Origin of the sequence: Mycobacterium europaeum, assembly GCF_034555895.2 — a bacterium.
GTDB classification, from domain to species: domain Bacteria; phylum Actinomycetota; class Actinomycetes; order Mycobacteriales; family Mycobacteriaceae; genus Mycobacterium; species Mycobacterium europaeum.
Map to the genome: position 1 here is coordinate 1745853 of NZ_CP157315.1, position 21655 is coordinate 1767507.

19 protein-coding genes and 1 pseudogene are annotated in these 21655 nt (G+C 66.5%); 7 read left to right on the forward strand and 13 right to left on the reverse strand.

The window, feature by feature from the left end; all coding sequences use genetic code 11:
- Nucleotides 1-4 precede the first annotated feature (4 nt).
- From U8D42_RS08200 to U8D42_RS08220, 5 genes are all read right to left on the reverse strand, one after another.
- Nucleotides 5-877 (reverse strand): ABC transporter permease, encoded by an 873-nt coding sequence (locus U8D42_RS08200; protein ID WP_085239907.1) that lies wholly within the window; start codon nucleotides 875-877, stop codon nucleotides 5-7.
- Between the two features lies 1 nt (nucleotide 878).
- The gene (locus U8D42_RS08205; protein WP_369830152.1) at nucleotides 879-1592 is read right to left on the reverse strand and encodes an MlaE family ABC transporter permease; all 714 of its coding nucleotides are present in this window, start codon (nucleotides 1590-1592) and stop codon (nucleotides 879-881) included.
- A gap of 761 nt (nucleotides 1593-2353) precedes the next feature.
- On the reverse strand, nucleotides 2354-2938 hold the full coding sequence (locus tag U8D42_RS08210; RefSeq protein ID WP_322860666.1) for a TetR/AcrR family transcriptional regulator: 585 nt from the start codon (nucleotides 2936-2938) through the stop codon (nucleotides 2354-2356).
- Between the two features lie 301 nt (nucleotides 2939-3239).
- The gene (locus U8D42_RS08215; RefSeq protein WP_085239910.1) at nucleotides 3240-3545 is read right to left on the reverse strand and encodes a hypothetical protein; all 306 of its coding nucleotides are present in this window, start codon (nucleotides 3543-3545) and stop codon (nucleotides 3240-3242) included.
- 246 nt (nucleotides 3546-3791) lie between these two features.
- A complete protein-coding gene (locus U8D42_RS08220) occupies nucleotides 3792-5126 on the reverse strand; it encodes an acyltransferase family protein (protein WP_322860667.1) in 1335 nt (444 codons plus the stop codon).
- Nucleotides 5127-5209: 83 nt separating this feature from the next.
- Between U8D42_RS08220 and U8D42_RS08225 the strand changes: the two genes are divergently transcribed.
- Nucleotides 5210-6181: an aldo/keto reductase gene (locus U8D42_RS08225; RefSeq protein ID WP_322860668.1), complete on the forward strand. Its 972-nt coding sequence runs from the start codon at nucleotides 5210-5212 to the stop codon at nucleotides 6179-6181.
- A gap of 85 nt (nucleotides 6182-6266) precedes the next feature.
- On the opposite strand, the gene U8D42_RS08230 is transcribed toward U8D42_RS08225, so the two are convergent.
- The 3 genes and pseudogenes from U8D42_RS08230 to U8D42_RS08240 form a co-directional block, all read right to left on the reverse strand.
- Complete coding sequence (locus U8D42_RS08230) at nucleotides 6267-7367, reverse strand: NAD-dependent epimerase/dehydratase family protein (protein ID WP_322860669.1); 1101 nt, start codon at nucleotides 7365-7367, stop codon at nucleotides 6267-6269.
- Nucleotides 7368-7375: 8 nt separating this feature from the next.
- Nucleotides 7376-7906 (reverse strand): nuclear transport factor 2 family protein, encoded by a 531-nt coding sequence (locus U8D42_RS08235; RefSeq protein WP_322860670.1) that lies wholly within the window; start codon nucleotides 7904-7906, stop codon nucleotides 7376-7378.
- 56 nt (nucleotides 7907-7962) lie between these two features.
- Nucleotides 7963-8542 (reverse strand): annotated as a pseudogene (locus tag U8D42_RS08240) (acyl-CoA thioesterase).
- A gap of 81 nt (nucleotides 8543-8623) precedes the next feature.
- Here U8D42_RS08240 and U8D42_RS08245 point away from each other — a divergent pair.
- From U8D42_RS08245 to U8D42_RS08265, 5 genes are all read left to right on the forward strand, one after another.
- On the forward strand, nucleotides 8624-9013 hold the full coding sequence (locus U8D42_RS08245) for a DUF1801 domain-containing protein (RefSeq protein WP_322860672.1): 390 nt from the start codon (nucleotides 8624-8626) through the stop codon (nucleotides 9011-9013).
- An 80-nt stretch (nucleotides 9014-9093) separates the two neighbouring features.
- Nucleotides 9094-10323 carry an acyl-CoA dehydrogenase family protein gene (locus U8D42_RS08250; protein ID WP_322860673.1) on the forward strand — a complete coding sequence of 410 codons (1230 nt, stop codon included), beginning with the start codon at nucleotides 9094-9096 and terminating at the stop codon, nucleotides 10321-10323.
- A 12-nt stretch (nucleotides 10324-10335) separates the two neighbouring features.
- The gene (locus U8D42_RS08255; RefSeq protein ID WP_322860674.1) at nucleotides 10336-11202 is read left to right on the forward strand and encodes a hypothetical protein; all 867 of its coding nucleotides are present in this window, start codon (nucleotides 10336-10338) and stop codon (nucleotides 11200-11202) included.
- 139 nt (nucleotides 11203-11341) lie between these two features.
- A complete protein-coding gene (locus U8D42_RS08260) occupies nucleotides 11342-12334 on the forward strand; it encodes a quinone oxidoreductase family protein (RefSeq protein WP_322860675.1) in 993 nt (330 codons plus the stop codon).
- A gap of 108 nt (nucleotides 12335-12442) precedes the next feature.
- Nucleotides 12443-13225 (forward strand): SDR family oxidoreductase, encoded by a 783-nt coding sequence (locus tag U8D42_RS08265; protein ID WP_322860676.1) that lies wholly within the window; start codon nucleotides 12443-12445, stop codon nucleotides 13223-13225.
- Here the strand turns inward: U8D42_RS08265 and U8D42_RS08270 are convergent.
- From U8D42_RS08270 to U8D42_RS08285, 4 genes are all read right to left on the reverse strand, one after another.
- Nucleotides 13218-16133: an RND family transporter gene (locus tag U8D42_RS08270; RefSeq protein ID WP_322860677.1), complete on the reverse strand. Its 2916-nt coding sequence runs from the start codon at nucleotides 16131-16133 to the stop codon at nucleotides 13218-13220. The genes U8D42_RS08265 and U8D42_RS08270 overlap by 8 nt on opposite strands.
- Nucleotides 16130-16546 (reverse strand): MmpS family transport accessory protein, encoded by a 417-nt coding sequence (locus U8D42_RS08275; RefSeq protein WP_085239977.1) that lies wholly within the window; start codon nucleotides 16544-16546, stop codon nucleotides 16130-16132. Before U8D42_RS08275 ends, U8D42_RS08270 begins: the two co-directional genes overlap by 4 nt.
- Nucleotides 16547-16829: 283 nt before the next feature.
- Entirely contained in the window at nucleotides 16830-17450 is a 621-nt protein-coding gene (locus U8D42_RS08280; RefSeq protein ID WP_085239919.1) for a TetR/AcrR family transcriptional regulator, read from the reverse strand.
- Nucleotides 17451-17531: 81 nt separating this feature from the next.
- On the reverse strand, nucleotides 17532-18461 hold the full coding sequence (locus U8D42_RS08285) for an alpha/beta hydrolase (RefSeq protein WP_322860678.1): 930 nt from the start codon (nucleotides 18459-18461) through the stop codon (nucleotides 17532-17534).
- A gap of 164 nt (nucleotides 18462-18625) precedes the next feature.
- Here U8D42_RS08285 and U8D42_RS08290 point away from each other — a divergent pair, with 164 nt between their 5' ends.
- Complete coding sequence (locus U8D42_RS08290) at nucleotides 18626-19969, forward strand: aldehyde dehydrogenase family protein (RefSeq protein ID WP_322860727.1); 1344 nt, start codon at nucleotides 18626-18628, stop codon at nucleotides 19967-19969.
- On the opposite strand, the gene U8D42_RS08295 is transcribed toward U8D42_RS08290, so the two are convergent.
- Nucleotides 19970-21583 carry a PPE family protein gene (locus U8D42_RS08295; protein WP_322860679.1) on the reverse strand — a complete coding sequence of 538 codons (1614 nt, stop codon included), beginning with the start codon at nucleotides 21581-21583 and terminating at the stop codon, nucleotides 19970-19972.
- Nucleotides 21584-21655: the final 72 nt, after the last annotated feature.

Below are 21655 nucleotides of genomic sequence, written 5' to 3' on the forward strand. Positions count from 1 at the left end.
GCGGCTAGACGGTGAGGTTGAAGTTCGGGGTTTTGCCGTACACCGCCATCGCGGTCAGAACGACCACCACGACGATCGTGATCAACGACAGCCGCATCGACCGGCCCACCGCTTCGCCGACGCCCACCGGCCCGCCGGTGGCGGTGTAGCCGTAGTAGCAGTGGGTGGTCATGACGACCACGGCAACCAGGATGACCTCGGCGAACGACCAGGCCACGTCGTTGAGGCGCAGGAATGTGTGGAAGTAGTGGTTGTACGTGCCGATGGACTGCCCGTACAGCAAAACCGTGGTGACCTGCTGCGACAGGAAGGCCATGGTCATCGCCAACCCGTAGAGCGGGATGATCACGATCAGCCCGGCCACGACCCGGGTGGACGCCAGGAAGGGGACCGACCGGATACTCATCACCTCGAGCGCGTCGATCTCCTCGCTGATCCGCATGGCGCCCAACTCGGCGGTCGCGCCGGCGCCGACGGTGGCGGCCAGCGCCTGGCCGGCGGCCACCGGCGCCACGAACCGCACGTTGACCAATGCCGCCAAGAATCCGGTGAATGCCTCGACACCGATGTTGCCCAGCGTCGCGTAGCCCTGAATCGCGACCAGTGAGCCCGCGGACAGGGTGATGAAGCCGACGATGGCCGCGGTGCCGCCGACCACCGCCATCGCGCCGGTGCCCATTCCCATCTGGGCCACCATGCGCAGCAGCTCCTTGCGGTAGCGGTGCACGGCGAACGGGATCTGCCCGATTGCGCTCAGGGCGAACCAGACCATCTGCCCGATTTCCACCAGTACCCGGTCGGGAGCTTCCCCGTAGCGGGTGAGGGCGGCCCGCGGAAAGTGCAGGTGCCGGGCGGGAACCCCGGTGGCCGCGGTCATGTCAGCGCCCCGTTCCGAACCGGACGCCGATGGTGGTCAGCGCCGCGTTCACCGCGAACAGCGCGATGAAGCACAGCACGACCGTCTCGTTGACGGCGGTGCCCAAACCCTTGGACCCGCCGCGAACGATGAGCCCGCGGTAACAGCCGACCAGGCCGGCGATCAGCCCGAACGTCGCCGCCTTGACAAACGCGATCACCACCTCGGGCAGGCCGGTGAGCGCCGTGAGTGTGGACAGGTAGGCACCGCTCGAGACGTTCTGCAGGTACACGCTGAACAGGTAGCCGCCCCCCAGGCCGACGGCGACCACGAGACCGTTGAGCAGCACCGCGACGAGAGTTGAGGCGACGACGCGCGGCACCACCAGCCGGTGGATCGGGTCGATGCCGAGCACCTCCAGCGCATCGATCTCCTCGCGGATGGTTCGCGCCCCGAGGTCGGCGCAGATGGCGGTGCCGCCCGCGCCGGCGACCACCAGGACCGTCACGATCGGGCCGAGCTGGGTGACCGCGCCGATCGCGGCACCGGCGCCCGAGACGTCGGCGGCGCCGATCTCGGCCAGCAGGAGGTTGAGCGTGAAGATGAGGAGCACGGTTTCCGGGATGGAGACCGCGATGGTGGGCAATAGCGACACCCGCATGAGAAACCAGCCATTCCAGATGAACTCGCGCCACTCGAACGGCTGCCTGAGCGCTTTGCCGGTCAGCACGCACATCCGGAAGAACCCGCCGGCCACTTCCGTGCCCGGTCGAATCCGCTGGCCAATTTTGCTGGCGGTCAGGTGTGAGGTGGTCATCCGCGCCGCCCCTGCGTCGACCGCGCGATCAGTCGCGAGGTGGACACTGCGCGGTCAAGCGGGCCGCGCGCGGGCACGGGACGAAGTGCGTGAGCGTGACCGTGATACCGCGTCGCAGGCCGATCGGCCGGGCGATGACGCACCGAAAAGCTATGCAGCACAGAAGATTCCGTATAACGAGTGACGGAAGCGCGCCGCGAAATCGTGCTCTCTGAGCTTCGCCGCAACGCCGTTCCATGTTTTCCGCGGCTGGCCATACCACCTTGCTTCCGACGCCGGTCGATCAGGTGATTCCCCCGACCGGCACCTCGGGACCGTGCTCTCAGATCCATACCGCCCTCGTTTGCGCCACCGAGTCACTATTGCATCAGACCGTACGGTCAGTCAACAACTGCCACACTAGCCGAAATTGCACCACAAAACGGTGCGAACAACGTCTCGGATCGAAATCGCATTGTTCGGGCAGTTACCAGGCCCTTTGGGCTTCATGCGGGTTTTGGCATGCGCTACCCACCGGGCAGACGGAGAAGATGGGAAGCCCCTAATACCGACCGCCCGTACGGCGACGGTGACCGCGCTTCGGAGCTCACCTACGCTGCGCCAAGGACGGCCAAGGAAATTACGCGGGAAACTGGTTCGCGCCGGTTACCCACCAGCACAAGGCATTACAGGTCGGTCAATCAGCAGAATTCGTGACCGCGGCCAGGCATTCGCGCACGACGGAGACGATGTCGGCGGAGGGATTCGCCCACTTGCCGAGTGCCAGTCGGTCCAAAAGCAGCCCGCCGAGGAAGACGTCGACGAACGCGGCACCGACCTGTTCGGGGCGTCCGGGAACCGGCGGGATCGAACCAGACCCACATCCACTGCAGCGATCCCCACAGCTGCAGAGCCGCCAGGTCGACGTCGACGCTTCGGAACACGCCGCTCTCTATTCCGGTGCGGATCTCGTCGACGACCAAGGCCTGCAACTGATCCCGCAACTTGCGCACCTGCTGCATGGCGGGGTCATCGAACAGTTGAACCACTTCGCGCTGGCTGGCCACCGTCGCGTCGCGGGCGACCACTTGGAGCAGCGCGGAAGCGTAGATGATTGCGGCGATGCGTTCGTGCGGCGCGGACAGGCGGGCCCACGCCATCTGCAGCGCATCGAGTTGGCGCGCAAGGTGGGTCTCTTCGAGCTCGCGCAACATCTGTGCTTTGGTCCCGAAGTGATGAACGATGGTGCCCTTCGACATGCCGAGCTCGTCGGCAATGTCGCCCATATTCGTTCTGTCGTAGCCGCGTTCGGCGACGTAACGGACAAACGCGTCGAAGATCTCGCCGCGTCTGCCAGGCGATCGGGGCATCTTCCACCTTCGGCTCAAACTAACCGTACGAACGGTCTATCATAAGTTTCGCGATGTCAAGCTCCCGCAAAGTGTGCCGCGGGGGGTGACAGCCGCGTGCCATCAGCCGGCGGGGATCAGCCCCATGGGTGGATTTGGCGGTCAGCTCCTGGGCGACCGTACCAAGAAGGCGTGCAAAGACCCGCCGTCGGCAGGTCGGGCCCGTCGGTCGGCGCGGCTACAGCGCCCTGGGGCCGCCGAAACTTTCCGGCGCGGTCACCACATACGTGTTCTCGTGGGCCGTCGGCTTGATCTCGCCGGCGGTGTACACCGTCATCAGCTCTCTGCCATCGCCATCGGCCACGCACACATAGGTATCCGTGTCGGCGTCGTAGTCGAAGCTTTCCCAAGCCAATAAGAACGCCAAACAGTTCCCGGCACGATCGGTGACGACGAGCTTGTGTACCCCGGATTCCTTCAGAAGCTTGGCATCCTCCGCGCGCCGCTGAGGGATGTGATTGGTGTGGAGCGTAGCGTGTGACATCTATGTACTCCCTTAGCGAGGGTGTCTGCGTCTAGCCTAGGCTCAACTGTTCGACTAATCCGAGGCTTGACGGAAACGTTTTCTCCCCGGGTGCCCTCCCGCCCAGGGCACTACGACCCCAATCAAGGGGTCGTTAGTCGTTTAGCCGGACACACCGCGATGTCGTGAGGCCGGGCGGCACCTTGTCGCAATCCAGGTCCGCTATCTTTGGCGGGACTTTGCGGGCGAGGGAGGGTGGGCCCACCGCTAGGCGCCTGGGCGCCGCTGAGCCTCCAGGCCGGTCACGGGCGACGGCGTCTTGGGCCGCAACGCCACCAATACCACGCCGGCGGCGAACACCGCCGCGGTCGGCCAGGAGAACCACCCATCCGGCGCGAAGCCGCCCTGGGCCAGCAGGTGCAGACCCACGGCGGCCAGGACCGCGCCGGACAGCATGATCGCCTCACCCCACCGATCGCCGAGCGGTAGCCCGAACGTCGGCAGCGGAACCGCGAAGACCCGCCGTTGCCACCACAGCAGCACCAATTCGGCCGCCGTCACCACGCTCAGGATCGTGATCCACTCCAGCCGAACCAGCCACCAGGCCGCAGTACCCTCGTGGGGCTGGGGGATCAGGCCGGCCGGATAAGCGACGATCGCGACGACGACCACCGGAATCATGTGCCACAGGTAAAGCGCCATCACGTTTTCATTGGCGGTCGACAACACGCGCTGAACCCAGCCGTGGTGCAGGACGCGGTCGAGTATCGCCGCGAGGGCCATCGCCGCCCCGGCTTGCGTGCAGGCGAACGCCATCATCGCCACCGTGGGGGGCGTGGTGTTCTCGATCGCTTCCCCGGGAACGCCGATCATGCTCACCGGATACGGCCCCACCCGGATCAGCAGTGCCAGGGCGACGGCCGAACCGGCGGCGAGCAGCACCGGTCTGCGGCCGGCCAACAGCCCACCCTGCCAGGCGATCCCGAGCTGGTAGAGCAGGCCCCAGCACAACAGGTAGTTCAGCGAACCGATGTAGGGGACGTGGCCCGCGAGCGACACGGCGTCGATCAGCACGACCCCGGCGGCCAGCAATGCCGGCACCTTCAGGCCCCAACGCCGATGCGCCGCAACGGCAATCGGCGTCAGCGACACCACCAGCACGTACACAGCGAGAAACCACAGGTGCATGGCCACCGCCCACCCCGCGTACTCCAGCACCGTGCCCGCCACCTGCCGGGCCTGGAGCACCACCACGATCAGCGAAACGAGCGCGACGTAGACCGTCGTCGGCCCCAGCACCCGAGCCAGCCGGTGCCGAATCCACGCCTGGCGCGAGAAGCTGCCCCCCTCCCGGCGATGCGCCCACGACACGGCTCCCGCGTAACCGGCCACGAAGAAGAACACCGGGACCGCCTGGAAGATCCAGGTCAGCCATTGCGTCCACGGCATGTCGAACAGCGGGTTCTCGCGGCCGAATTGACCCTGGTGGTAGGTCACGGAACCGGCCAGCCAGTGGCCCAGAACGATGAGGACCACGCCCGACGCGCGGTACAAGTCCACCGCCAGATTGCGGGCCGGTCGCGTCGTTTCTACGTCGTCCATCGGATCGCGACTAGATGGATGCGGTGCACTCGCGCAACGCTACCCGTCCCATGGCCTGAAGTCGCTGAGCGCACAATGACGCCATGAAACAAGCTCGCCTTGCCAACCTGGAGGTCGGTCGCCTGGGCCTGGGCGCCATGGGCATGTCCGTGGCCTACGCCGGCGCCGGCAGCGACGAGGCCGAGGCGATCCGCACCGTCCACCGCGCCGTCGACCTGGGCGTCACGCTGATCGACACGGCCGAGGTGTATGGCCCCTACCTCAACGAAGAGCTGCTCGCCCGGGCCCTGCGGGGTCGCCGCGATCAGGTGGTGCTGGCCACCAAGTTCGGCCTGATCTCGCACACGGGGCGCAACGGCCTGGACAGCAGCCCCGCCAACATCCGCATCGCCGTCGACGGTTCGCTGCAAAGGCTGGCCACCGACCGCATCGATCTCTACTATCAGCACCGCCTTGACCGCGGCACCCCGATCGAAGACACGATCGGCGCGTTGGCGGAGCTGGTCGTCGCAGGGAAGGTCCGGCACATCGGCCTGTCGGAGGTCGGTGTGAACACCATCCGGCGCGCGCACGCGGTGCATCCGATCACCGCGGTGCAATCCGAATATTCGCTGTGGACGCGCGACCAGGAGGACGAGATCTTGCCGCTACTGCGCGAATTGGGGATCGGCTTCGTCGCCTACTCACCGCTGGGCCGCGGCTTTCTCACTGGCGCCATTCGCTCCACCGAGGGGTTGCCGGACAGTGACTACCGCAAGACCAATCCGCGGTTTTTCGACGAGAATTTCCGGCACAACCTGCAAAGCGCCGACGAATTGCGCGCCATCAGCGCTGACGTCGGTGCGACGCCGGCTCAGGTCGCTCTGGCCTGGCTGTTGGCGAAAGGTCCCGACATCGTGCCGATTCCGGGGACCAAGCGCGTGGCGCGGCTCGAGGAAAACGTCGGTGCCGACTCCGTCGAACTGACACCCGAGCAGCTGTCCCGGCTCGACCGGCTCACCCCGCCCCGAGGCGGCCATCACGCCGACGCGCAGATGGAATGGATCGACCGCTGATGGCGACGCAGAAGCCGGTGATCGGCGCGAGCGGCGAGGTGCGAATCATGGTGCGGCGCAATAGCGAGCGTCGCCAGCTGACTTGTTAGTCGGCGCCGGCGAGCGCCGCGGTGCCATACTTCTTTTCGATCAACGCCCACGGGTCGGCGTAGGGGCCTCGTCCCTCGAGCCGGCGCTGCACCATCAGGACGGCCCGCAAGACCGGCCGCAACACCGGGCTCAGCAGCCGCACCACTATGCGCAGGCGGCCCTGCGTCTCGGCGATCCAGGCCAGCGTCTGCGACCAGTCGTGTTCCTGGAAATCGAGCAGCGCCTGGGCTTCTGTGGTGTCATACCAGCCGGTGAAGCTCCAGCCGCGGTCGTCGCCGGGATCGCCGGGCAGGCTCGCCGACGGGCCGAGGCCGCCCAGTCCGACGGCTTCCATGAGACCGTCCTCGAGCTCGCGCTGGGTGAGCACATACGACTCGTTGCCGCCGATCAGTAGCACCTTGCCGGCGATGCCGGCTTGCCGATCGACGCCGTTGGCGAAGGCCAGCGCCACGTCGCGCGCGTCCACCGCGTGCATGCGGTTGTCTCCGGGCATCGAGCGCATCAGCAGCAGGGAGTCGCCGTTGACCGTCGTGTGCGTATCCGGCGAGATGACCCCGCCCAGCCGGAAGAGCGCATACGGCAGGCCGCTGGCGCGGATCGCCGCCTCGGCGAGCACCTTGTCCTGACCGTATTGATCGATGGGATTCACCGGGGTGTCGGGGGTGATCCGCTCGGGCTGGCGGTAGGGGTTGCGCGACCCGTACACCGCGGCGCTGGACGCCATCAGGAACAACGGCGGCCGGGGGAGGGCGGCGCAGGCTGCCAGGAGATTCTCCGTGCCACCCACATTCACCTTGCGGGCCAGCGCGGGTTTGCGATACGACAGCGGGGACACGACGGCGGCGAGGTGAACGATCGCGTCGGGTTGATGGGTCGCGACGAGGTCACGCAGCGCCTCGGCATCCAGCAGATCGGCATAGGCCGGAATCAGCGTTCCCGGGTGACGGGCGGCGGCCAGCTCCTTTTCGACGGCGAGGGTGTTGTCGGTGCGCAGATCCAGCGCGATGACGGTGCGTCCCCGCTCGAGCAGGATCTGGGTGCAGCGTTTGCCGATTTGTCCGAACGCGCCGGTGACCAGAACGGTGGACGCGGTCATGGGCTCGCTCACCGGCCCATCGCCACGGTGGCGACCCTGCCGATCGCCCGGCGGATCCGGTCGGAGACGTAAAGCGAATACACGGGAGTGACGATATCCTCTCGCAGTCGAGTCAGCTTGGAGCTCTTGATGAACCACTGGCCGGCGATGTTCTCGTAGGTCTCGTGGTAATGGCCGTAGCCGACCAGCGTCACGCCGGGGCCGAATCGGACGACGTCTTGCAGCGCCCACACCCCGCGCGCGGTCGTCGCCGACGTGGGCGTGATTTCGGGAGAGTGCACCTGGTGCGCGGTGGCCTGTGCCCGCCGCCCGAGGGCCTTGCGCGTGAACGCCACGAACTCGTCGGCGCCCTCGATCACCTTGCCGCCGGCCTCGGCCGTGTCGCTGACGAAGTCATCGCTGAAGATGGTCCGCCACGCCGCCCAGTCCTTGGTGTCGAGGTAGCGGCAGTAGCGGGCCTTGAGCTGCTTGATGGCTTCGATGGCCAGCAGCGTGGCGGCGTCCGCGTCGGCGACGATGCCCTGCCCGCGCTCTGTCATTGCGGCTCGATTCTATGCGGCTCTGCGTGACGTTTCCCTGGCGAAGTGTAAACCTCTCAGCCTTTGAAGTAGACCATCTGGTGCGTGGTGGCCAGCAGCACGCCATCCCGTGTCCACACCTGTGCGCTCTGGTCGAAGTAGCCGCGACTGAATCGGTTGGCGTGTGTCCGCCTTTGCCTGGCATGGCGCCTTCGGCGAGTCGCATGTCGTAGAGGCTCGTCCATCGGACTCGGCCGGATCGGTACGGGGCAGTCGCTCCGGGGCGGGCGCGCTCGGCGGGCGGCTTTCGGTGTCGGCCCAGCTGTCGCGGCGCAGGGCGAACAATGCGGTCGCCGTGGTCTTGACGTCTCCGTCCTGGTCGAGTTCGGCGATCCAGTGCTGGTTGGAGCGATTCGTGCGTGCGGTGCGCAGTGAGACGTCGAAGTCGCCGTCGGCGATCGGCGCGGCGTAGTTGACCGTCAACGCCAGCGGCTCGCCGAGGCGGTCGGGGTGCGACTCGATGGCGTGCAGCACCGCGGCGGCGGTGATTCCGCCGAAGGGCCCCACCATGTTGGTCCATTCGGGATGGGTACGCCCACGCCGCACGTGCGTGCCCGTCGCGTCCAGGCGGATGGCGTCGTCGAAGGGATGTGTCATGAGTCGACCGCACACTACCGGGCCGGGCAAACACCGGTGATGTACGGTCCGGCGGGCGACCGCATCGGAAAGCGAGGCACCATGGCCAACTCCGAGGGCGAAGCCGTGACGAAGTCTCCCGCTGAGCTAATCGACGCCAGGATCAAGGAGTTGGGGGATTGGCGCGGCGAAACGCTCGCCCGCATCAGGGAACTCATCAAGGACGCGGTTCCCGACGTGATCGAGGAGTGGAAGTGGCGGGGCGTCCCGGTCTGGTACCACGACGGAATGATCTGCACCGGCGAGACCTACAAAAGCGCCGTGAAGATGACCTTCGCCAAGGGAGCCTCGCTCGATGACCCCGCCGGCCTGTTCAACTCCAGTCTCGACGGCAACACCAGACGCGTGATCGACTTTCACGAGGGTGACCAGGTTGACGAGAAGGCATTGAAGGCGTTGATTCGCGCCGCGGCCGAGCTGAACCGCTCCTAACGCGCCAACCTGTACAGCCGCCGGAGCGGTGCTGTACAGTCGCCCAGCACAAGGTCGACGCTCGAACGGGAGGCCATCCGGTGACGTCGGAGTCGGTCGAGGAATTCCGGGCCCGGGCCAGGGCCTGGCTCGCCGCGAACCTGCCGCGCCTGGATTCCGCGGACGCGATGCCCTTGCAGCGCGACGCGCTCACCTCGTGGCAGCGCGCCCGCGAGCTCCAAAAGAGGCTGTACGACGGCGGATTCGCCGGCATCTGCTTTCCGCGCGAATACGGCGGACTGGGCTGGGGCTACGAATACAAGAAGGCGTTCGACGCCGAGGCCCTGGCCTACGAGACCCCGCTCATGCTCAACGTTCCGTCCTTCGCGATCTGCTGCGCGACGATCCTCGACATGGGCAGCGAGGAGCAGAAGCGCACCCACATCGCCGCCGCGCTGCGTGGTGACGAGGTGCTGGTGCAGCTGCTGTCGGAGCCCAGCGGCGGGTCGGATCTGGCCGGCGTCCTCACCCGTGCCGACCGCCGGGACGGGCGATGGATCATCAACGGCGCCAAGACGTGGAGCACGTGGGCGTTCGCCGCCGACTACGGCCTGTGCCTGGCCCGCACCGACTGGGGCGTGCCCAAACATGAAGGGCTGACGATGTTCCTGGTGCCGCTCCGGCATCCCGGGGTCACGATCAACCGCATCAAGCAGGTCAACGGCTCCGTCGAGTTCTGCGAGGAATTCTTCGACGACGTCGACGTCGGTGACGACGCCGTGGTAGGAGAGCCGGGGAAAGGATGGGACGTCGCCTCGCGGCAGCTCTACCACGAGCGCCGCACGATGGGTGACGGATCGGAGTACACCAGCGGGCCGGGAATCGCTGAGGCCGAAGACGTTTCGGTCGACCTGCTGTCCCTGGTCGAAAAGACGAACCAGGGCGGCAACGAACGAATCCGCGAGATGGTGGGCCGGGCCCTGGTCCACCGGGCCGTGCGCGGACAACTCAGCGAGCATGTGTTCCACTCCGTGGTTGACGGGTCATTGCCGCCCGCCGCCGGATCGATCATTCGGCTGTACATGGCCGAAGTGCACGACGTCGAAATCGACACGGCGCTGGCGGTCTGCGGGCCGTCGGCAGTCGTCGACGACGCGGCGGGGCTGTTCGACATCGGCACCCGCTACCTCGGCCGTCAGACCGCCAGCATCGGTGGCGGTACCACCGAGATGGCGCGCAACGTCATCGGGGAGCGGGTCCTCAACTTCCCGCGAGAGTACGCCGCCGACCGCGGCGTGCCGTTCAACCAGGTGCGGCACGGAAAAGCCTGAAGGAGGTCGGAATTGAGCGACCAGCTTCGTGACATCCGGGAATTGGCAGGAGATTCCGATGCTTACCGGGACGAACTGTACCGGCGCTGGACCGGCCTGCTCAGCTACCGCTACATCGGCCGCAAACACTCCTCGATGGATCTCGGCGAGGTGGACGACACCGTCGTCATTCGCCGGGACATGCGCAACGAGGCCGGCGGAATCATGGTGGCGCCGTTGGCCATTTCCTCACCGGAGGGCTGCCAGACCGACATGGTCGCGGTGCCCAATCCGGTCATCGCCTCGGTGCAGATCATCGACCCCGGCTACGACGTCAACCGGGTCGAGATCGTCGGCTCCGGCATCGTGCATCAGGGCCGCACCATGGGTTATGGGCGGTGCAAGATCGTCGACGCCGACAACCCGGGCCGGGTGATCGCCTTCAACGAGGGGCAGGGGGCGATCATCGGCATTCCGCCGGACGGCCTGGGCCGGATGGATGTCGCGGGCACCGAACTGGTGATCGAGGATTCGCCGGACCTGCCCCCGCTGTGGCAGGCTTTCGGCGCCAGCAAGCGCGGCGACGGCCGCTGGATCCTGCCCGAACTGAGTACCGAGCTGGCGTCCCCGGACGCCGCGCTGCACATCGGACCCCAACACGTCGTCCTCGAAACCGCGGCGATCGACCTGGCCGCCGAGGTCGCCGGCACGCGGAGGCTGCAAGTGGTCAGCTGGCACGTCATGTTCATGTCGCGCGGCAAGGTGGGCCCCTTCCGCGTCGAGGGCACCGCGCACCCGGGTGCGTCGGGACGCGTCGGGGTGCGGATGCTGCTGCACGACGAGGGGAACGCGGACAAGGCCGTCACCTCGGCGGCGGCGGTGTTCGACGTCGTGGGCTAGACGTTGCGGGTTCGCGCCCTACCGCCCTCCGCCGGAACTTGCACCATGTGCTCATACGCACGCGACGTTGGGATTACAGCGCTAAGCGCGGTGGTTGACCGCATCGTGGCGGTCAGTAAAGCTCGAAGGGGAGGCGGACATGAAGGCGTGGCTGTGGGACGGACAGCAGGGAATGGACCATCTGCGCCTGTCCGAGTCGCCCGACCCGGTGCCGCAAGAAGGCGAAGTCGTGATGGAAATCCATTACGCGGCTTTGAATCCGGCCGATCGGATGTTGGCCGAAAGGCGCTATCCCTATCCGGTAGATCCTACTTTGCCCCATGTGCTGGGGCGAGACGGTGTCGGAACGATCGTCCAAGTCGGTAACGGTGTCACGGATGTGCACGTGGGCGACCAGCGCGTCATTCTGCGCGGCGACGTTGGTGTTTATCGATGGGGCACCTTCGCCGAGCGAGTGTCGATGTCGGCACGCACTTTGGTCGAGGTTCCCGCTGGCTGGACCGAAGAAGAATCGTCGGGCGCGACCCTCGTCTACCTCTCGGCCTACCATGCGCTGAGCATGTGGGAGCCGCTCAAACCAAACTCGGTGGTCTTAGTCACCGGCGCATCCGGAGGCGTGGGGCTCGCGGCGGTTCAGCTGGCGGTGGCCATGGGCCACACGGTCGTCGCGCTCTCGCGCAGCGAAGAGAAGCAGCGTCGATTACGGGAGTTCGGAGCAGCTTTCACGTTCAGCCCCGAGGATCCGCTTTGGTCATCCGCCGCACAGGAAGCATTGGGTTTCCGAGGGGTGAACCTGGCGGTGGACACCATTGGCGGAATGCTGTTGCCCCAAGTCATCGAAACCATGGGCGAATTGGGCAGAATCAGTTTGGTCGGAGAGCTCGGAGGTTCGGTGCCCGACTTCTACACGGGCACGCTGTTCTCTCGCCGGCTGAGGATCGGCGCAATGGCTGTGGGGTACTACACGCCGGAAGAAAACCATGCCGCGTGGCGAGACCTCACGGCCATCTTGGCCCGCTCCGGAGCGCGGCCACAGGTAGACCGCGTGTTTCCTTTCGATCAGCTGCCGCGGGCCTTCGACCGCCTAGCCGAAGGCCCGATGGGCAAAGTGGTGCTCAGGGTGAAACCCTGACGTTCGATCTTCGACGTCGTCGACGGACACATCTCTTGGCGTGGCCTATGGCCATACATCAACTTCGGTACGTATGGTGCTAAAGACTCACACGACGGGAGAATCGCAGTGGCAGAACGGCTGGCCGGGAAGGTCGCGCTCATCAGCGGGGGCGCGCGGGGGATGGGGGCCTCGCACGTGCGGGCGCTGGTGGCCGAGGGGGCCGAGGTGGTGTTCGGTGACATCCTCGACGACGAGGGCAAGGCCGTCGCGGCCGAGGTCGGAGACGCCACCCGCTACCTGCACCTCGACGTCACCAAGCCTGAGGATTGGGACGCGGCGGTGGCCACCGCGCTGAGCGAATTCGGCCGGATCGACATCCTCGTCAACAACGCCGGCATCATCAACGTCGGCACCCTCGAGGACTATGCCCTCTCGGAGTGGCAGCGCATCCTCGACATCAACCTGACGGGCGTGTTCCTCGGAATCCGCGCCGTGGTCAAACCGATGAAGGAAGCCGGCCGGGGATCGATCATCAACATTTCCTCGATCGAGGGCATTGCCGGCACCATCGCCTGCCACGGATACACCGCCACCAAGTTCGCCGTGCGGGGCCTGACCAAGTCGGCGGCGCTGGAACTGGGGCCCAGCGGCATCCGGGTGAACTCGATCCATCCCGGGCTCATCAAGACCCCGATGACCGAATGGGTTCCCGAGGACATCTTCCAGACCGCGCTGGGACGGATCGCGCAGCCCCAGGAAGTCTCCAACCTGGTCGTCTACCTGGCCAGCGACGAGTCCAGCTATTCGACCGGTTCGGAGTTCGTCGTTGACGGCGGCACCACCGCCGGCCTGGGCCACAAGGACTTCTCAGCGGTCGACACCGCCGGGCAGCCGGACTGGGTTACCTAGCGGGACTGAGGGATTCGGCCTCCTGGGCCGACTTCTCGGCACTGGGCTTGGGCCAGGGCGAGGGAACCGGGCGCTGCCGCACCCGCTGGGGCCACCAGAACCACTTGCCCAGCAGTGCGGCGATCGACGGGGTCATCAACGAGCGCACGATCAGCGTGTCGAACAGCAGACCCAGCCCGATGGTGGTGCCGACCTGGCCGATGACCGTCAGCTCGCTGACCGCCATCGTCATCATCGTGAACGCGAACACCAGGCCCGCCGAGGTGACCACCGAGCCGGTACCACCCATCGAACGGATGATCCCGGTGTTCAGGCCGGCGTGGATCTCCTCCTTGAACCGCGCCACCAGCAGCAGGTTGTAGTCGGCGCCCACGGCAAGCAGGATGATCACCGACATCGCGAGCACCATCCAGTGCAGCTCGATGCCGATGAGGTGCTGCCAGATCAACACCGACAGGCCGAACGACGCGCCGAGCGAGAGCAACACGGTGCCCACGATGACCGCCGACGCCACCACGCCGCGGGTGATGAGCAGCATGATGATGAAGATCAAGCACAGCGACGAGATCCCGGCGATCAACAGGTCATAGGTGTTGCCGTCGCTGAGATCTTTGTAGATCGACGCGGTCCCCGCCAGATAGATCTTCGAGCCCTCCAGCGGCGTGCCCTTGAGCGCTTCGTAGGCGGCCTTCTTGATGGCGCTGATGTGCGAAATGCCTTCCTGCGACATCGGATCGCCGTCATGGCTGATGATGAAGCGCACGGCATGGCCGTCGGGGGAGATGAAGTTCTTCATCCCCTTCTTGAACTCGGCGTTGTTGAAGGTCTCCGGCGGCAGGTAGAACGAGTCGTCGTTCTTGGACGCATCGAACGCCTTGCCCATCGCATTGGAGTTCTTCTGCGCCTCGTTCTGCTGGTCCTGCAAACCCTTCTGCGTCGCATACATGGTCAGCATCGTCGTTTTCATGGCCTTCATGTTCTCGATCATCGACGGCATCAACGCCACCATCTGCGGCATCAACGTGTCGAGGTGATCCATGATCGGCAGCAGGCTCTCGATGTCGTCGGTCATGATGTCGATGCCGTCCAGGCCGTCGAAGACCGAACGCAGTGACCAGCACACCGGGATGTCGTAGCAGTGCCGTTCCCAGTACAGGTAGCTGCGGATGGGCCGGAAGAAGTCCTCGAAATCGGCCATGTGCTGGCGCAATTCGTTGATGTCGATGGTCATGTCGTGCATCTTCTTGACCATCTGGTGCATGTCGTTGGCCATCTGCGCGGTGATGCTCGACATCTTTTCCATGCTGTCGATGGTCGTCTGCATCATGTCGGCCTGGTGCAGCATGTCGGCCATCTGGTCTTCCTGGTACTTCTGGTTCATCTGCTGGGTCACGCCCTGCATGCTGATCTGGAACGGGATCGAGGTGTGCTCGATCGGCGTGCCCTGCGGCCGGGTGATGGCTTGCACGCGGCCGATTCCCGGCACGCGGAAGACCGTTTTGGCGATCTTGTCGATGACCAAGAAGTCCGCGGAGTTGCGCAGGTCGTGGTCGCTTTCGATCATCAGCACTTCGGGATTCATTCGCGCCTGCGAGAAGTGCCGGTCCGCGGCCGCGTAGCCCTCGTTGGCGGGGAGATCGGCGGGCAGGTAGTTGCGGTCGTTGTAGTTGGTGCGGTATCCGGGCAAGGTCAGCAACCCGATGAGCGCGATCCCGATCGTCACCACCAGGATCGGGCCGGGCCAGCGGACCACCAGGGCGCCGATCTTGCGCCACCCGCGAATCCGCTGAGTCCGCTTGGGCTCGAGCGTCTTACGGAATCGCGTTGCCACCGAAATGACGGCGGGGCCCAGCGTGAGCGCCGCCGCCACGACCACCACCATGCCGATGGCCAACGGGATGCCCAGTGTCTGGAAATACGGCAGGTTGGTGAAGTGCAGGCAGAATGTGGCACCGGCGATGGTCAGGCCCGACCCCAGCACCACGTGGGCCGTGCCCTTGTACATGGTGTAGTACGCGTCTTCGCGGGATTCGCCGACGGCGCGGGCCTCCTGATATCGGCCGATCAAGAAGATCGCATAGTCGGTCGCGGCCGCGATCGCCAACGTGACCAACAGGTTGGTGGCGAACGTTGAGAGCCCAATGATCTTGTAGTAACCCAGAAAAGCGACCATGCCGCGCGCGGCGGAGAGCTCGAAGACCACCATCAGCAACGTGAGCAGGACTGTGACGACCGATCGGTAGACCAAGAGCAGCATCCCGATGATGACCGTGAACGTCGCCGCCGTGATGAGCTGCAGGCTGCGGTCGCCGGCCGTGTGCTGGTCCGCTGACAGGGCCGCGGGCCCGGTGACGTAGGCCTTCACCCCTTTGGGTGGGGTCAGGCTTTTGACGATGTTCTGGACCGACTCGACCGATTCGTTGGCCAGGGCTTCGCCCTGGTTACCGGCCAGATACACCTGAACGTAGGCGGCCTTGCCGTCGTTGCTCTGTGCGCCCGCCCCCGTGAGTGGGTCGCTCCACATATCCTGAACGTGCTCAACGTGTTTGGTGTCGGCATCGAGCTTCTTGACCATCTGGTCGTAGTAGGCATGCGCGTCGGCGCCGAGTGGCTTTTGGCCTTCGAGCACGATCATGACCGAGCTGTTGGACTTGTACTCGTTGAAGATGGCGCCCATTCGCTTCGTCGCGACGACCGATTGCGCATCGTCGGGAGTCATCTCCACCGAGCGCATCTTCCCGACCTCGTCCAGCTGGGGGACGACGACGTTGAGCACCCCGATCAGCGCGATCCAGCCGATGATGATGGGCACCGCGAAGGTTCGGATGATTCGCGGAATCTTGTCCCGCACCGGTTCTGGGGCGACGGGAATGGTGTCGGTGCGGGCGTCGTGGAGGTGTGTGCTCATGCGGATTTCACCATGCAGAAGGTCAGGGCGTGCACGCGGTTGGTCATGTTCTCGGCCTTGACTTCGTCGTCGATGGTGATGCGACAACCGAGGGAATCACCGTCGCTCTGCGCCGAGAGGTTCGGGAAGACGGAGGGGGCGGTCGTGCTGAGCACCAGCGTCCAGGGCAATGGCGCGTCGTCGACCCGCTTCGGGTCGGCGGACAGGTCCAAGTAGTTCACATTGGCGGTGCGGGCCGAGCCGAAGACCTCGTACTTGACCACTTTGGGCTTGAACGGCTTGGAATCGTCCAGTCGCGGGCTGGTCATGATGCCGGTGTCGTGGGCGCCGAAGAAAGACTTGACCCGAGCCACGGCAAAGCCGCCGACCACCAGAACCGCGACGATCAACAGGGGCAGCCATGCATTGCGCAAACCCGTGGATTTCTGCACCTGAGGGATTCCTCCTCATCATCCGATCATGATGTGGCTAGTTGTGCGCAACGACTGACGGTGCACCGCAACGGTTTCGACGGTGAGCATGGTCTGTGAAAGTTCGACGGTCTCAGAGCAACGGCATCCCGAGAACACCGGTAGTCGCCCCCGGTGCCGACACGTGCCATGTGATGCGAAGGCGTTCTCGAGTACCGCAGAGAGAGCATAGTACATACTGTGCATATGTTGCACACCATGCAACAATTGCTCTCAGTGTTTCAAATCACTCGGTGAAGATGCTGTTGACCAGCGCGGCGGCGCGTTCTACGTGCGGCATCGGCGTGTCGTCGTCATCGCCCGCCTCTCCCTTCGACCAGCGTTCGATGCCCGAGCGCACCGCGGTCAGGGCCAGCGCGGCGATCAGCGCGACGATCTCGTCATCCGGCCGCATGCCCTGGCGGCGGGCCACCACGTCGGTCAGATGAGTCTGGAACCGTTCCAGATCGGCGAGAAACGCGGCCAAGACCGCCGGCGAGGTCTTGGCGAGTTCCAACATGTGGGCCGCGTGTTCGCGCCGCGGAGGCACGTCGCGAAGGTGGTGCGCGGCCAGCGTGATCAGCTCGGCCAGCACCACCGAATAGGGCGCCGGGCCGGCGGCGACGAAATCCGCCACCAGTTCGGGGGGGATGTCCGAGGGGCCGTAGGCGAGCGCGGACTCTTTGTTGGGGAAGTAGTTGAAGAAGGTGCGCGTCGATATCCCGGCTTCGGCGCAGATCTCGTCGATCGTGACCTTGTCGTATCCGCGTTCCAGCGTCAGGCGCACCGCGGCATCGCGGATGTCCGCGCTGGTTTGGCGTCGCCGGCGCTCACGCAGACCCATCTGATTGACGACCACGGCCTCCATAGTTGCACATTCTGCACACTTTGCAGTCAAAAGGCGCGGCCCGTCATCTCGCCTTTGGACGGGAAGCCGCGTCGCCGTCGGTTAGGCCGCGGATGCGGCGAGGGCATCCCGCAGGTGAGCGCACTGGCTGGTGAAAAACCGCAGCGACACCGGTGCCTTGTCCACGATCTGGTCGAACGCGTGGAACGCGCCCGGGGTGATCTCCTCGTGCACCGCAACGCCCGCCGCGCGCAGGCGTCGCGCGTACTCCAGGCACTCGTCATAGAACAGATCCAGCGTCCCGACGCCGATCCACGCCGGCGGCAGGCCGGACAAATCGTCCCGGCGCGCCGGAGCGGCTTCTCGGGGGTCGGCGCCGTTGAGGTACCAGCGCCAGGCCAGCTGGTTGTCGGTCCCGGTCCACATGATGCGCTTCTGGCTGCGGTGGTCGGCTCCGGTCCGGTCGTCGAGCATGGGATACACCAGCATTTGGAAGGCCAGCTTGACGTCGCCGCGGTCGTGAGCCCGCTGCGCCAGAGCCGCCGCGAAATGTCCTCCCGCACTGGCGCCGCCCACGGCGATCCGGTCCGGGTCGACCCAGGGCTGACGCGCGAGCCACTGCAGCGCCGCGTAGCAGTCTTCGAGCGGGGTCGGGTACGGGTGCTCGGGGGCCAGTCGGTGTTCGACGGCCGCGATCGCCACTCCCGTGCCGTGAGCCAGCTTGCGGAGGTATTTGTCGTCCTGGGAGGCATGGCCCATGACGGTGCCGCCGCCATGGATCCACAGCAGGGCAGGCGCCGGATTCCGATGGGGGTCGGGATGATGCAGGCGGACCATGACGTGCTCGTTGACCGTCGCTTCCGGCACGTCGTGCAGTCGCCCCGTGTTACCGAGGAAATTCATGATCGCCCGTTGAACCTTGAGCCCGCGGTGCAGGGCATACCCGCGGGGCAGGAAGGGGGCAACCTTCCGCAGGCCTGGGTCAACCGCCTGTCGCGAGGTAAAGGCGTTGTCGGGGAACCTGTTTGCCATCGATGCCCTCGATCCGTTCCGTCGGTGGACACGCTGACCATACAGCGTCCCGATTGTGTCTCGGGGCGTCTTCGCGTCGCTGAGCTGCGACGCTTGCCGGCGGCTGATTGGTCGGCCAGGGGACAGGGTAATCCGCAGGCGTGGCTTCGACCCTTACCAAGATCATCAGCGTCCTGGACCCGCGCACTGGCGACACCGTCACCCAGGTGCCCATCACCGAGCCGGCCGACTGTGACGAAGCGGTCCGGCGCGCCGCCGCCGCGGCCGACGCGTGGGCCCGCACGCCGCCGGCCGAACGGGCCGCCGCCATCGCGGCCGCAGCGGACGACGTCCGGGCCGCGGCCGACGAGCTCGCCGAACTCAACGAGCGGGAAACGGGCAAGTTGCGCGGCGACGCACGCGGCGGTGTGGACGCCGGACTCGGCACGCTGTTGCAGTACGCCCAACTCGGGCCGCTGCATCGCGGCCACGCCCTGCAGGGCGGATGGTCCGCCACCGATCTGATGGTTCCGCAGCCGCGTGGTGTGGTCGCGGTGATCACCCCGTGGAACGATCCGGTCGCGGTGGCGGCCGGACTGCTGGGCGCGGCGCTGGTGACCGGGAACACCGTGGTGCACAAGCCCAGCGAGCGTTCCCCCCGGACCGGCCGGCGCTTCGCCGAACTGCTGGCCGCCCGGCTGCCCGAGGGCGTGCTCGAGATCCTGGACGGAGACGGGACCGTCGGGGAGCACCTGGCCGCCGCGGAGTTGGTCGATGTCGTCGCGCACGTGGGCAGCAGCGCGACCGGCCGACAGATCGCGCGGGCCTGTGCCGAACGCGGCGCCAAGGCACTGCTCGAGAATGGCGGCAATGACGCCCTGATCGTCGACGCCGGTGTGGACCCGGCCTGGGCGGCCGGCCAGACCGCGCTGGGCGCCTTCGCCAACGCCGGGCAGATCTGCGTCTCGGTGGAGCGGGTGTTTGTCGTGCAGTCGATCGCGGACGCCTTCCTCAATGCGTTGATCGACGAGGCGATTTCGTGGGCCGACCGCATCGGACCGCTGGTCGACGAGCGGCACCGTGAGCACGTGCACGCGCACGTCCAAGACGCCACGCGAGCCGGCGCCCACCTGCTGGTGGGCGGCGAGCCGAAACCCGGGCCGGGCTCGTTCTATCCGCCCACGGTGCTGACCGACTGCACGCCCGACATGCTGATCATGCGCGAGGAGACGTTCGGCCCGGTCGCGCCGGTCCGGGTGGTGCCGGACTTCGCCGCCGCGCTGACCGAAGCCGCCGACGACCGCTACGGCCTGGCCGCCACCGTGCTGACCGGCGACATGGCGCATGCCCAGGAGGCATGGCGCAGCCTTCCGGTGGGGACCGTGAAGGTCAACGCCGTGTTCGGCGGGGCGCCGGGCGGAGCTTCCGAGCCCCGGCGCGCCAGCGGCACGGGATTCGGCTTTGGGCCCGAACTCCTCGACGAGATGACCGCCATGAAGGTGGTGCACTGGTCAGCGCCCGGTGACTGATCAGCGCTCAGTCGACGATGGCCCACCCGGCAGCATCGGGACCGCCGGTCCGCCGCCGAATCCGTCGCCGGCCAGCCTGGTCAGTCCGGCGGCGCTCTGTGTGGCCGCAATGCCCGCAGAGCCCAGCGGCCCCGCCCCTTGGTCCGAGACCGACGCGGCAGCTAGAGCGGCATCACTCGCGACTGTGAATTCGGGCTCGGCGTCCAGGAATTCGTAGCGGTAACCGCGGTGCATGCGGCGGGGTGCCGATTCTCGACGCCGCCGCAGCTGTTGCCGCTCTGCCACCCCAGCCGGCGCGCTGGCCTCGGTCGCGACGGTGGCCACGGCCGCCTTTCGGCTTTTGCCGGCGACGCTGACGTCCGAGTCGGCGCCCAGCGTACCCACGAGGTACGGCGACACGAAAGCCTGTGCGTCCATGGCACTTTCCGGACCGACGACCGACGGGGGCGGTCCGGGTGGGGCAGCCGGCGCTGCGGCCGCGGCCGGTGTTGGCGCCAGGACCGGAGCGGACGCGTGCAACGGGGCGGAGCTGACCGTCGGTGCGGTGGTCACCGCCGGAACCGAAGGGGGCTGAGTCAGAGGAATCGTAGTGGCCGGTAAGGGGATCGGAGTCCCCGCGGGGACGGGCGCCGGCGCGGCGAGGCCCGCCAGCCCCGCCAGGCCGGCTACCGCTCCGGCGGGCACCACCAGGACCGGGGTGACCAGCCCGAGGGTGTAGATCGGATTGCTCAGGAAGAAACTCAGCAGCCCCGCCGGGTTGAACAGAAGAAGGTTGATGAGCACCAGCGTTCGGTGGATCACAAACTGCAGAGCGAGCATCACGATCGTCTCGAACAGTTGCGCCGGATTGTGCGCGTACATGGGGATCAGGGTCTCCACGCGCGAAAGGAACATCGACAGGCTCGGGTGCATCGACCAGCCCTGCGGCGAAAAGGGATTGAAGGGAATCAGCGCTTGCAGCCACTCCTGCAGATTCTGGGGGAGTGAGGTTCCCATGATGTAGGGGTTGCCCCCGCTCATCCCCGAGCCGCCGCTCATTCCGGAACCCGAATTCATGCTCCCGGAACCCATGTCCGCGTGCACGATTTGCGGCGCTGCCGTGGCGCGCGGGGCAGCGGCAACCGTCGTGGTCGACACCGCCTGGTAGGCGGTCATCGTCGTCGCGGCCTGGACCCACATCCGCGAGTAGTCGGCCTCGTTCAGCGCGATCGGAACTGTGTTCAGGCCAAAGAAGTTCGTCGCCACCAGCACTTCATGCATGGCGTGGTTGGCGGCCAGCTCGCCCGGCGTGGGCATCGCGGCCAACGCCGTCGTGTACGCCGTCGCGGCCACCTCGTGTTGGGTGGCCATGCCGGCGCTGTCCGCGCTCGCCTGCAGCAGCCAGGCGAGATAGGGCACATGCGCGGCAACGTATTGCGCGCCGGTCGGCCCCGCCCAAGGACCGGCCTGAACCTCGCCGAGGATGGCGGTGAGCTCGCTCGCCGCGGATCCGTACGCGGAGCTCAGCGCGCTCCACGCGCCGGCCGCGGCCAGCAGTGGCCCGGGTCCTGGCCCGCTGAACAACAGCGTCGAATGGACCTCCGGTGGGAAGGCCATCCAGATCGGGGCCGTCATCGTCGGCCCGTCCAGGCGGGCCCGTGCCGCACCCGCGTCTCGCCGTCGAGGCAAAGCACCGCCAGCTCCTTC